The 12,375-nt window shown below is 63.9% G+C and carries 12 protein-coding genes; 5 read left to right on the top strand and 7 right to left on the bottom strand.

Features of this window, described 5'->3' with window-relative positions:
- Positions 1-78: 78 nt before the first annotated feature.
- Positions 79-822: a 2OG-Fe(II) oxygenase gene (locus NKI47_RS02615; RefSeq protein WP_352587198.1), complete on the top strand. Its 744-nt coding sequence runs from the start codon at positions 79-81 to the stop codon at positions 820-822.
- Positions 823-852: 30 nt separating this feature from the next.
- On the opposite strand, the gene NKI47_RS02610 is transcribed toward NKI47_RS02615, so the two are convergent.
- Positions 853-2,208 (bottom strand): sigma-54-dependent transcriptional regulator, encoded by a 1,356-nt coding sequence (locus NKI47_RS02610; protein WP_352587196.1) that lies wholly within the window; start codon positions 2,206-2,208, stop codon positions 853-855.
- 6 nt (positions 2,209-2,214) lie between these two features.
- The gene (locus NKI47_RS02605; RefSeq protein ID WP_352587193.1) at positions 2,215-4,074 is read right to left on the bottom strand and encodes a sensor histidine kinase; all 1,860 of its coding nucleotides are present in this window, start codon (positions 4,072-4,074) and stop codon (positions 2,215-2,217) included.
- A gap of 238 nt (positions 4,075-4,312) precedes the next feature.
- Here NKI47_RS02605 and NKI47_RS02600 point away from each other — a divergent pair, with 238 nt between their 5' ends.
- From NKI47_RS02600 to NKI47_RS02585, 4 genes are all read left to right on the top strand, one after another.
- Positions 4,313-5,644 (top strand): dicarboxylate/amino acid:cation symporter, encoded by a 1,332-nt coding sequence (locus tag NKI47_RS02600; RefSeq protein ID WP_352587190.1) that lies wholly within the window; start codon positions 4,313-4,315, stop codon positions 5,642-5,644.
- Between the two features lie 472 nt (positions 5,645-6,116).
- A complete protein-coding gene (locus NKI47_RS02595) occupies positions 6,117-7,175 on the top strand; it encodes a glycosyltransferase (protein WP_352587187.1) in 1,059 nt (352 codons plus the stop codon).
- Positions 7,176-7,328: 153 nt separating this feature from the next.
- A complete protein-coding gene (locus NKI47_RS02590) occupies positions 7,329-7,607 on the top strand; it encodes a type II toxin-antitoxin system RelE/ParE family toxin (protein ID WP_023677264.1) in 279 nt (92 codons plus the stop codon).
- A gap of 26 nt (positions 7,608-7,633) precedes the next feature.
- Positions 7,634-7,942, top strand: a complete 309-nt coding sequence (locus tag NKI47_RS02585) for a HigA family addiction module antitoxin (protein WP_352455430.1) — start codon at positions 7,634-7,636, stop codon at positions 7,940-7,942.
- Between the two features lie 43 nt (positions 7,943-7,985).
- On the opposite strand, the gene NKI47_RS02580 is transcribed toward NKI47_RS02585, so the two are convergent.
- The 5 genes from NKI47_RS02580 to NKI47_RS02560 all read right to left on the bottom strand — a co-directional run bounded on the left by NKI47_RS02580 (position 7,986) and on the right by NKI47_RS02560 (position 12,301).
- A complete protein-coding gene (locus tag NKI47_RS02580) occupies positions 7,986-8,273 on the bottom strand; it encodes a DUF982 domain-containing protein (protein ID WP_352587184.1) in 288 nt (95 codons plus the stop codon).
- 88 nt (positions 8,274-8,361) lie between these two features.
- Positions 8,362-9,168, bottom strand: a complete 807-nt coding sequence (locus tag NKI47_RS02575; RefSeq protein ID WP_352587181.1) for an ABC transporter permease — start codon at positions 9,166-9,168, stop codon at positions 8,362-8,364.
- Between the two features lie 4 nt (positions 9,169-9,172).
- Entirely contained in the window at positions 9,173-10,006 is an 834-nt protein-coding gene (locus NKI47_RS02570) for an ABC transporter permease (RefSeq protein WP_031194462.1), read from the bottom strand.
- 17 nt (positions 10,007-10,023) lie between these two features.
- Positions 10,024-11,139 (bottom strand): ABC transporter substrate-binding protein, encoded by a 1,116-nt coding sequence (locus NKI47_RS02565; protein WP_352587178.1) that lies wholly within the window; start codon positions 11,137-11,139, stop codon positions 10,024-10,026.
- Between the two features lie 67 nt (positions 11,140-11,206).
- Positions 11,207-12,301 (bottom strand): ABC transporter ATP-binding protein, encoded by a 1,095-nt coding sequence (locus NKI47_RS02560; protein WP_352587175.1) that lies wholly within the window; start codon positions 12,299-12,301, stop codon positions 11,207-11,209.
- Between the last annotated feature and the right edge of the window lie 74 nt (positions 12,302-12,375).

The following is a 12,375-nucleotide window of genomic DNA, read 5'->3' as shown; positions in this document are numbered from 1 at the left end:
CTCACCCGGCAAGAAACGGGTGGTCCGCGCGCGCCGTTTCACCCATCTCAATGACCAGAAGCCACAGGAGGCGAAGCCATGACCATCCATTCGACAGGCGCGAAAGCGGCGGTGAAATCGGCGGAGCTGCGCGTTGCCGGATATGATTGGCGGACGCTGGCCGATGAGCTGAGCGGCTATGGCTGCGCGGTGATGGAAAAGCTGCTGACGCCGCAGGAGTGCCGGCAGATTGCCGAACTTTATTCGGACGAGAGCCATTTCCGCAGCCATGTCCATATGGCGCGGCATGGCTTCGGCAAGGGCGAGTACCGCTATTTCCGCTATCCCTTGCCCGACTTGATCGGCGGCTTGCGCACCGCGCTCTATCCGCGCCTGGCCGCGGTCGCCAATGACTGGAACGAGCGCATGGGTATCGCGCAGCGCTATCCCGACGAACACGCCGCGTTCCTCGAGCAATGCCACGAGCAGGGCCAGACGCGGCCGACGCCGCTCCTGCTGCAATATGTTCCCGGCGACTTCAACTGCCTGCACCAGGATCTCTACGGCGATCTTGCCTTCCCGCTGCAGGTGGCGATCCTGTTGTCGGAACCAGGCAAGGATTTCACCGGCGGCGAGTTCGTGCTGACCGAGCAGCGTCCGCGCATGCAGAGCCGCGCCGAGGTGGTGCCGCTGCGCCAGGGCGATGCGGTCGCCTTCGCGGTCCACAATCGTCCGGTCCAGGGCACACGAGGTAATTACCGGGTCAATCTCAGGCACGGCGTCAGCCGGCTTCGCTCCGGCATGCGCCACACTGTCGGTATCATCTTCCACGACGCCAAGTAACCGAGCCGCCCGGTCGAGGCCCGGCGGCGACTACCGGGAAAAATCGCTGCGCACGATGCCGTGACGCTGGAGCTTGTCGTAGAAAGTCTTGCGCGGAATTCCCAGCGCTTCGATCGTGCGCCTGACGTCGCCGTCGTTGCGGCCAAGCGTCTCGCGGATGATGTCGGCCTCATAGAGCTCCAGCCGCTCCGGCAGCTTCATGGCGGTGTCCGATTGGGTCGGGGCAGGGGGTTGTGCTTCGGCGCCTTCCTCCAATCCAAGCACGAACCGCTCGGCGAAATGCGCCAGTTCGCGCACATTGCCCGGCCAATCATGGTCGCTCAGATGGCGATGTACCGCGGCCGGAACATTTGGCACCGGACGGTGGAAACGGGCGGCGGCGCGGTCGACGAAATAGAAGAACAGCAGGGCGACATCGTCGCGGCGCTCGCGCAGCGGCGGGATCGAGATCGTCACCACGTTGAGCCGGTAGTAGAGGTCCTCGCGGAAGGCGCCGCGCTGGCGCGGATCACCGAGGTCGACCTTGGCGGCGGCGACGACGCGCAGGTCGACCGGCCGTACCTCGTTGGTGCCGAGCGGGGTGACCTCGCGCATCTCCAGCACGCGCAGCATCTGCACCTGTGTCGAGACCGGCATGCTTTCGATCTCGTCGAGGAACAGCGTGCCGCCGCTGGCATGCTCGATGCGGCCGATCCGTTTCTTCTGCGCGCCGGTGAAGGCGCCGGCCTCATGGCCGAACAATTCGCTTTCGATGACGGTCTCCGGCAGCGTGCCGCAATTCAGCGCGACGAAATTGCCCTTGGCGCGGCGGCTCCAGCGATGCAGAAGGCTTGCCACCACCTCCTTGCCGGAGCCGGTCTCGCCGGTCACCAGCACGTCGACGTCGGTGTCGGCGATCTGGCGTAGCGTGCGGCGCAGCCTGTCCATCGCCGGTGTCTGGCCGATCAGCGGCAGGCCGTCCTGCGCCTCTCCGGCCGCCTCGCGCAAGGCGCGGTTCTCCATCACCAGGCGGCGCTTTTCCGCTGCGCGGCGCACGCTCTGTACCAGCCGGTCGGCGGCGAAGGGCTTTGTGATGAAGTCGTAGGCGCCGTCCTTGATCGCCTTGACGGCCATGGCGATGTCGCCGTGGCCGGTGACGAGGATGACGGGAATGTCGGCATCCAGCCGCAGGATGCGATTGAAAAGCTGCAAGCCGTCGATCTGAGGCATGCGGATATCCGACACCACGACGCCGGTAAAACCGGCGTCGAGCCCGGCCAGCGCCTCAGCCGCCACCGCAAAGGCGGAGACCGAGAAGCCGGCAAGCTCCAGCGTCTGCACGGTGGCCTTGAGGAGATCGCGGTCGTCGTCGATCAGGATCACCGGCGCGGCATTGTCGTTCGTCATGATGGCTTACGCTGCTGTCTGGAGATGAATGGTGAAGCGGGTGCCGCTGTCGTCGCTTGAAACCTCGATGCGGCCGCCATAATCGGCGACAATGTCCTTCGAGATGACGAGGCCAAGGCCAAGGCCTTTTTCCTTGGAGGTGTTGAACGGCGTGAACAGCGATTTGAGGATCCCTGGCGGAATGCCTGGTCCGTTATCGGACACGCCGACCGTCACGCCGTCCGCGGTCTCCTCGACCGACACCTGCACATGAGCGTCGTCGCGGCCGTCGAGTGCTTCGAGCGCGTTCTGGAAGAGGTTGATCAGCACCTGTTCGAGCCGCACCCGATTGCCCATGACCTTGAGGCTCGGCGGCGGCAGGTCGATGGCCAATGCGTCGAGCCGGCCGGCAAAGCGGCTTCTCAACAGCATGACGGCGCCTTCGATAACACCACGTAATTCGACAGGCTCGGCGGCGGTGCGGCCCTTGCGGGCAAATGCCTTCAACTCCTCGGTGATTGAGCCGATGCGTTCGGTAAGGGCTGCGATAGCGCCGAGGTTTTCCTCGGCCGGCCCGGTCTGCTTGCGGTCGAGGAAGGTGCGGGCATTGTCGGCATAGGCGCGTATGGTGGCGACCGGCTGGTTGATCTCATGGGCGACGCCGGCCGCGACCTGGCCGAGGATGGCGAGGCGGTTGGCCTGGACCAGATCCTGCTGCACGATTTGGAGCTTGGCTTCCGTGCTGCGGTGGCCTGTTATCTCGGCCTGCAGCCGGTCGCGGGCGCGGCTCAAATCCTCGGTCCGTTCGACGACGCGGCGTTCGAGTTCGGTGCGGGCTGCCTGTTCAGCGGCAATCCGCATCTGCGCCGACTGCCGGCGCCACAACAGATACGCGGCAAGGCCGAGGAGCGGGACGACGACGCCGAGCGCAAGAAGCCGCATTTCGCGGACCGCGGCAGCGATCGGCGCTTCAGCCGGGATCAGATAGTCGAGCCGCCAGGGGGTCGAAGGAACCGTCGTGGAAAGGCTGAGATACTCCGCGTCGCTGCCGCCGGGCGTCACCGCGTGGACAATCGACACATCCGGGCTGAGTGCCTGCGCGTGCATGATCGGCAACGGCACAAGCGGCGCATCGCCGAACTGTTGGCTGTCGCGGATCGCGGCTTGCTTAGGTGCGGCCAGCGGTGCGGTTGTCATGAAACGCCAGGACGGCACGCTGGTGATCAGCACGACGCCATTCTCGTCGCTGACATAGGCCGGGCGGTTCGCCTCGCGCCAGTCGGCTTCGAGCTGGTCGAACTCCATCTTGACGACGACGACGCCGAGCGGTGCGGCTGCATCGCCGACGCGGCGCGAAATGTAGAGGCCGGGACGCTTGCTGACATTGCCGAGCGCAAAATACTCGGCGGTTCCGGCCTGCATCGCGCCGGAGAAATAATCGCGGAAACGGTAGTCATTGCCGACGAAGCTGATCGGCTCGCGCCAGTTGCTGGAGGCGATCGCCAGTCCATCGGTGCCGACGACATAGAGTACCGACGCCTTGGTGCCGGAGACCAGCCCCTCGAGCTTGCGGTTCAGCACATCGATTGCCGCGGCATTTTTCTGCGTCAGCGCGTCACGCACTTGCTGGTCTGCGGACAAAAGCAGGGGCAGGGCACGCGGGCTTTCGAGCACGGCGCGCAGCAGCGCGACCTTCAGATTGGCGTCGGTACGCCCCTGCGCCGCCAGGGTCTCGACCTCGGCGGTGCGGCCGTAGAGGCCGGCGCCGTAGAGCGCTGCGGTGACGATCAGCAGGGCGACGGCCGCAAACAGCAGCCAGGCTCGGCGCGCCCGCCTGGCGAGTTGCTCGGGCGTCGAAGACAAGGCACCGGCGGGGCGTTGCAGCATCGCCCATTTGTGCATGAACTCGCACAAAACACAATTCGACCTATGCGGAGAGTCGCACTTGACCATGCGTCCGGCAGTGCGGACGTTTGCGAATGCTCAATAAAATCAATGCTGAAGCACTCTTCTGCGTATCTGGCACGGCTGTTGCAAACACGAATTCAGCAGTCGCGAGGCTGCTGGTCTCAAAACAACTGCCCCGGGGAGTCGAGCTTTCGATCGGGGCGCCATGGAGGACGTCATGCAGACAGCAATCGCTGCCGCCGAGCCGCGCGGCAAACTTCCCTTATACCGGCATCTTTATGTGCAGGTGCTGGCGGCGATCGCCGCCGGCGTGCTGCTCGGCCATTTCTATCCCGAAACCGGCGAGGCGATGAAGCCGTTCGGCGACGCCTTCATCAAGCTGGTAAAGATGGTGATCGCGCCGGTGATCTTCCTGACCGTGGCGACCGGCATCGCCGGCGTTTCCGACCTGCAGAAGGTCGGCCGCGTCGCCGGCAAGGCGATGATCTATTTCCTGGTGTTCTCGACGCTGGCGCTGGTCGTCGGCCTAGTCGTCTCGAATGTCGTCCAGCCCGGCGCCGGCATGCACATCAATCCGGCAACGCTCGATACCACCAAGGTGGCGGCCTATGCCGAGAAGGCGCACGACACAACCATCGTCGGCTTCCTGATGAACATCATCCCCGACACCATCACCGGCGCCTTCGCGCAGGGCGACATTTTGCAGGTGCTGTTCTTCTCGGTGCTGTTCGGCGTCGCCCTGGCACTGGTCGGCGATCGCGGCCGTCCGGTTGTCGATTTCCTGCAGGCGCTGACCACGCCGATCTTCCGCCTCGTCGCCATCCTGATGAAGGCCGCACCGATCGGCGCGTTTGGCGCCATGGCCTTCACGATCGGCAAATACGGCATCGGCTCGATCGCCAATCTCGCCATGCTGATCGGCACGTTCTATTTGACCGCGCTGCTGTTCGTGCTGGTGGTGCTCGGCGCGGTTGCCCGCTACAACGGCTTCTCGATCCTGGCGCTGATCCGCTACATCAAGGAAGAGCTGCTGCTGGTGCTCGGCACCTCGTCCTCGGAAGCGGCATTGCCGGGCCTCATGGCCAAGATGGAGCGCGCCGGCTGCAACCGCTCGGTGGTCGGTCTGGTCATCCCGACCGGCTATTCCTTCAATCTGGACGGCACCAACATCTACATGACGCTGGCGGCGCTGTTCATCGCGCAGGCGACCGACACGCCGCTCACCTACGGCGACCAAATCCTGCTGCTCGCCGTCGCCATGCTGAGCTCCAAGGGTGCCGCCGGCATTACCGGCGCCGGCTTCATCACGCTGGCGGCAACGCTTTCGGTCGTCCCCACCGTGCCGGTCGCCGGCATGGCGCTGATCCTCGGCGTCGACCGCTTCATGTCGGAATGCCGGGCGCTGACCAACTTCATCGGCAACGCGGTGGCGACGGTCGTGGTGGCGCGCTGGGAGGGAGAACTCGACCAGACGAAGTTTGCCGCCGCCATGGCCGGCGACTTGCCGGAGGAAGTCGACCTGTCGCTGCCGGGTTTGCAGGCCGCCTGACCGTCTAGGCCACATGCCCACAAGGCCCCGGAGGCGGTTCGCCGGCTTCGGGGCAACAGCGGCGGCGGGTCGCGGCATGCCGCCTGAAACGCAACCTGAAGTGGCGCTATTTTCGAGGCGGGGCTTGTTCCAGCCGCATTTGCAGGCCAGTATCCGCCATGCCTTCAGGGCACCCGTCCGCTTCGCTCCCGACCTGATCGTGAAGCGAGACATTTCCGTCGGGCTCGGTTTGCAACATCATCCTTGCCGAACCGTCGGAGCTTTTGCTGCCGACCGCGTTCTGACTATGGCGGCAGCCCTCGAAGGCAATGGCGGCCTCACTGCGAAGTCGCAAGCGAAACGTGACCCGTCCTCCTGGTGGAAAGCGCAAGCTTTTCTGAGGGAACTCGTCGCGCCTGAAGAGGGGCACTTGAAGAGGGGCAGGCCCATGAGGGCCTTTGCCGAACCAAAGCAAGATGCGAGGTCAAACGCGATGCAGCCTGTCATTCCGGTATCCATCATCATCTCGAACTACAACTATGCGCGGTTCCTCAAACGCAGCATCGACAGCGCCCTCGAGCAGGACTACGCGGAAGTCGAAGTCATCGTCGTCGACGATGCATCGCAGGACAATTCCACGACAATCATGGAATCCTATCGCGATGAGATACTCGCATGCCCGCGGGCGCAAAATGGCGGACACGCGGCGGCGTTCAACACCGGCTTTGCGGCGAGCTCGGGCAAGATCGTCCTGTTCCTCGACGCCGACGATTATCTTTATCCAACCGCCGTCTCCACCATTGTCGAAACCTGGGATGATGCAACCGCTCAGGTCCAGTCCAGACTGCATATCGTCGACGAGGGGCAACGCATCAAGGATGTCTTTCCGCCGCCCGAATTGCCTTTCGACAGCGGCGACGTCATGCCGAAACTCCTGCACAAGGGCCGCTATCAGACGACAGTGACCAGCGGGCTGGCCTTTGACCGCGCAACGCTCGACTCGATCATGCCGATACCGGAGCCGGAGTTCCGCCAGGGCGCCGACGGTTATCTGGCAACGCTGGCGCCGATGTACGGGCATGTCCAATCGATCGACGAATGCCTCGGCGCCTACCGGATCCATGGCGCCAATCATTCGGTCTTCGGTGAAAAGCTCGCCGAGCGGGCACGCTGGCGGGTAACTCACGATTTCCGCCGCATGCAGGCGCTGTCGGACCAGGCCTCCGGGATCGGCCTGACCATCGTGCCGTCGGATGCTGTCCGCCACGATCCGGTCCACCTGGAAGAGCGGCTGGCGTCGCTTTGCGCGGACAGAGACCGACATCCCGTGGCCGACGATTCCCGGCTGGCGCTCGGGGCGGCCGGCGCCGTCGCCAGCCTCGAAATGACCGCATCCCTGCGGCGGCGTGCAATCCTTGCCGCCTGGTTCCTGTCGGTCGGGGTGTTGCCGCGGAAAATGGCGACCGCGGTGCTGTCGTGGAAGCTTGATGCGTCGTCGAGGCCGGCATTTTTGAGCCGCCTGTCCAAGAGAATCCGCCATGCGATGGGTTAGCGGATAGTGCCGTGACATAGGTCCGCCAGGTATTCGGCTGGCCGGGCCCAGCATCCAGCGGGCGTAGTTATTGCCTCCGATGGGCTCGGACCATTCTGTAAATTATTTGCTTACACCTGCTTGACCCGCGTCAGCAATATGCTTACATGTTGCATGATAAAGTCGTTCAAGCACAAGGCGCTGGCAGATCTCTTTCAAACCGGAAAGACCGGAAAGATAGACGCCAAGATGCATAAGCGCATCCTTGTCCGTCTTGACCGCTTGGAAGTCTCGGAAAGGCCTGATGACATGGACCTGCCCGGCTTCGACTTCCACGCTTTGGAGGGCTTTAACCCGACCCGCTACACGGTGCATGTCAACGGGCCGTGGTGCATCACATTCGAATTCGACGCCAATGATGCCGCCCGCGTCGATTTCGAACAGTACCATTGAGGCGGCCAGATTGGAGAAGGCGATTTATGAGCGTGTATGAGCCGATGCGTCCGATGGAGCGCTGCCCATCCCACCCTGGAGCGCTGCTTGACGACATTATCCCGGCAACCGGAAAGACCAAGGTGGAGATCGCCAATCTGCTCGGAATCTCGCGCCAGCAGCTTTATGACATCATCCGCGAAAAGAAGCCGGTGTCGCCGGCTGTCGCTGCCCGTCTTGGAAAGATGTTCGGCGACGGCGCCGCGATCTGGCTCAGGATGCAGGCCGCCTACGATGCGTGGCACGCGGAACGCGAGGTTGACGTCAGCGCCATTCCAAGGCTGCATGCTGCCTGAGATGCAATAGATCCGCCGGACCACCGAGGCTATCACAAATCGATCACGGTCCCGCCTGCCTGGACCGGTTCTCCGGTTCGACGGCTCGCTCGACCAGGACATGCGCTTCCCGCGCGGCCTCGACGAACGCATCCCTGGCGGCTTCGGTCCAGCGATCGTCGCTCATGGCGCGGCGGCATGTGCGCAGTGCCAAGCCGTGTTTGGCGCTGCCGGCGTCACGCCAGTGGGTTTCCAGCAACTCGACAGCCTGCCGTGCGTTGGAAATGTTGCGGATATCTCCCACGATGCCGACCGCAACCGCAACCGGCTTGGAAAACCATCCTTGGGTCATGGCGGAGCCTTCGACGTGTTGAACTACTTATAACGAAAATCGTAGCGCAAGGTTTCATTTGCGCCAGTCACCACGGCGTGAGGCGCGTCTACTGCGCCGCGCGCAGCCTGACCACGACGCTGCGCGCCACAAGCACCAGCACGGTGATGACGATCAGGATCACCGAGAGTGCGGCGATCGCCGGGTCGATGTTGTCGCGCAGGCCCATCCACATCAAGCGCGGCAGCGTGATGGCGTTGACCGAGGTGATAAACAGGGTGACGCCGATCTCCTCCCAGGACAGCACGAACGACAACAACGCCGCGGTGACGATGCCGAACTTGATGTTGGGCATGATGATGCGGGTGGCGCGCTCCCACACGGTGGCGCCGAGGCCGCGGGCGGCGAGGTCGATGCGGCGGTCGAGCTGGCTGAGCGACACCAGGATCAGCACCGTGGCGAAGGGCACCGTCATCACCGCATGCGCCATGGCGACACCCAGCCAGGTGTCATAGCCGAAGAACGACGAGAACCCCGAGATCGAGGTCAGCAGGAAGTAGAGCGTGATTGCCGAGACCACCGGCGGCACCACCATCGGCAGCAGCACGAAACCGACCAATGCTGCCGTGAAGCGCGGCTGGAACATCCAGATGCCGAGGCTGAAGCAGAGTGCCAGCACGGTGGAAAAGGCGCTGCTGACGATGCCGATCCTGATCGAGAGCAAGATCGAATTGATCCAGCGCGGATCCTCGATCAGCGCCCGGTAATGGCGCAGCGACAATTCGCCCGACGGCATCGCCAGCATGCGGCTCGGCGTCAGCGATACCGGGATGACGGCGAGCAGCGGCAACAGCAGGAACAGCGCGACGAGGGCGGCGAGGACCAGCGAGACGGGACCGGGGCGGTAGGTCGGCATCGCGCTACACCAACTGCTTCGGCCTGATATAGCGGAAAAGCAGCGCCATCAGCGCGCCGACGAATAACACCAGCACCACGCTGATCGCCGCGCCCAGGCCCCAGTCTGGGCTCTGGAAGATGCGGAGATAGATCAGCTCAGCGATCATCACGCTGCGGCCGCCGCCGAGAATCGCCGGCGTGACGAAGAAGCCGAGCGAAAAGACGAAGACGATCAGCGCCGAGCCGATGATGCCGGAGCGGGTCATCGGCACGAACACCGACCAGAAGGTGCGCATGCGGCTGGAGCCGAGGCCGCGCGCCGCCAGCAGCACACGGTCGTCGAGGCTTCGCATCGAAGAGGCCAGTGGAAACACCGCGAAGGGGATGAGGAAATGCGTCATGCCGACGATAACGCCGAACTCGTTGCGCACCAGCGCCAGCGGCTCCGAGATGAAGCCGACCGCCTGCAGCCAGGTGTTGATCAGGCCGCGATTGGACAAAAGCGCCACCCAGCCGAAGGCGCGCGTCAGCACCGAGATCCAGAACGGCACCAGGATGCAGAACTCGGCCACGACGCGCTGCACCGGCGTGCCGCGTACCCAGACAACGGTGATGGCGTAGGCGGCGGCAACCGAAACGATCGTCACGATCGCGGCGATACGCAGCGTGCGGATGAAGACCGACTGCACCAACTGATCCGTGAGCAGCGCATTGTACTGCCCCAGCCCCGGCGTGGGCAGGGTGAAGCTCCATTTAACCACGCCAAGGAATGGCCAGGCGTAGGCCAGCACAAGAAAGAGGAGCAGCGGCGCCATCAACAGCGCCGCGCCCATCCTGTCGGAGAGGTATGCTCTCATCCGGTTATCCCGGCTTGTCAGGCGGAGATGATCTTCGTGTATTCGTCGAGTGCTGCCCCGTAGTTCTTGGCGTACCAATCCATGTCGAGCGGAATCTGCTTCTTCATGTTCTCGGGATCGACCGGGTTGATGCGCTTCTTGTCGGCGGGGATCAGCGCATCGGTGGCCGGGTTGGCCGGACCCTGGCCGAGCTTGTCGAACATGATGAGTTCCTTCTCCGGGTCCTGGGTGCTGGCGATGAACTTCATCGCCGCGTCCTTGCCGCCGGGATTGCCCTTGAGCACGGCGAGCGCGCCGGGCGAGATCAGGCCCTGGTCCCAGATGAACTTGATCTTGCCGCCGGAATCCTGCTCGATGAGCGAAGCCCGGGTCGACCAGACGATCGCCATCGAGGCCTCGCCATTGAGCAGCACGCTCTGGCTTTCGGCGCCGCCGCCCCAATAGGCGACGACGTTTTCCTTGAAGGCAGCGATCTTGTCATGCGCGCGCTTGAGGTCGAGCGGGTAGAGCGAGGCCGGCGCGATGCCGTCGGCGAGCAGTGCCGCTTCCCAGCTCGACACGCCCCATTTGTAGAGCGAGCGCTTGCCGGGGAATTTTGCCACGTCGAAGAAGTCGGCCATGCCGGTCGGTGCCTGGCTGCCGTATTTCTCGGCATCGTAGGCGATGACGTAGGAGAAGAAATAGGTCGAGGCAGCGTACTCCCAGCCGAATCCCGGCCGCATCTTCTTCTTGTCGACGACCGCATAGTCGATCGGCTCGAGCATACCTTGGGCGCCGAGTGTGATGGCCGAGAACGGATCGACGTCGACCAGGTCCCAGGTCGGCGCGCCGCTCTTGAACTGCGCTGCGATTGCGCCTTCGGTCGGGCCGGAACCGTCCATCTTGACGGTGATGCCGGTCTCCTTGGTGAAGGCCTGGCCGTAAGCGGCGTCATAGGCGGTAATGGCGTCGCCGCCCCAGTTGACCAGCACCAGTTCCTTAGCCGCGGCAAAGGCGCCGGTCGAGCGCAGCAGCATCGGCGTGCCGGCCAGCACCAGTGCGGCCAGCTGCGTGAACTGCCGGCGCGAGATCTCGCCGCGCACTGCCCTGGCGGACAGCGCCTCGATGGAATTTTTCTTGGTTTGGTTTGTCATGTCAGTTCCCCTTTTTTGTCGTTGGTATTTCCTGAATGTCAGCTTGGCGAATTCGCCACGCCGATCGTCATTGCTCTCCATCCGGAAGGAGGAAGCCTTTCTCCGCGGGCCAGGTCAGCCAGACGGAATTGCCCTTGCTGAGGGCAGAGGCGGCGACCTCGTTCGGCACCGAGACCGTCACCTTGGCGCCTTGGCGCGTCGTCAGATCGAGCCGCGTTGCAGCGCCGAGATAGGTCGAGGCGACGGCAGTCGCGGCAATGCCGTTCTCGCCTGCCGCGGCTTCGCGGGCGATCGACATGTATTCCGGCCGGATCGCCAGGATGGCATCGCCACGGACCTTCTCTGCCCTGCAGCGCATGCTGATCGCGCGGTCTTCGCAGAGGCCCGTCGAGCCATTGTCGGCCGGGCGCACGCCCTTCAGCGGCAGCATGTTGATCTCGCCCAGGAACTCGGCGACGAAGCGGTTGTCCGGCCGGTCGTAGACCTCGTCCGGCGCGCCGACCTGCAGCAATTTGCCATGGTTGAAGATGGCGACGCGAGATGACAACGCCAGCGCCTCGCTCTGGTCATGGGTGACGAAGACGAAGGTGGTGCCGGTCTCCTGGTGCAACCGCTTCATCTCGGCCTGCATCTGGCCGCGCAGGCTCTTGTCGAGTGCCGAAAACGGCTCATCGAGCAAAAGTACGCCCGGCTCGAACACCAGCGCCCGCGCCAGTGCGACCCGCTGCTGCTGGCCACCGGACAATTGCGACGGCAGTTTCTTCTCGTGGCCCCTCAGCCCGACGCGCTCGATCATTTCGCCGAGGCGGCGTTTGATCTCGGCCGCCGGTTTCTTTCGCACCCTGAGCGGAAAGGCGATGTTGGCCTCGACGCTCATATGCGGGAACAGCGCATAGCCCTGGAACACCATGCCGGCGGCACGCTGCTCGGCCGGCCGCTCGGTGATGTCGATGCCGTCGCTGTAAAGGCGACCGTCGGTCGGCTGAATGAAGCCGGCAAGGATCATCAGGAAGGTGGTCTTGCCGGAACCGGAGGGGCCGAGCAGGGTGAGGAACTCGCCACGGCCGATATCGAGCGTCAGATCGTCCAGCGCACGGAACGAGCCGAAGCTCTTGCCGATCCCGATTGCCTTGATCTCTGCGGCCCGGCCGGGTTGCTGCATCCTGCCCTTTCCTTAGCGTAGGCGAAATCGTAGGCAGGGCGGCGGCTCACCGCAACCGAATAGTTTTCGCCTGA

Origin of the sequence: Mesorhizobium sp. M0633, assembly GCF_040320645.1 — a bacterium.
GTDB lineage: Bacteria > Pseudomonadota > Alphaproteobacteria > Rhizobiales > Rhizobiaceae > Mesorhizobium.
This window is presented reverse-complemented; position numbering and strand designations above follow the sequence as displayed.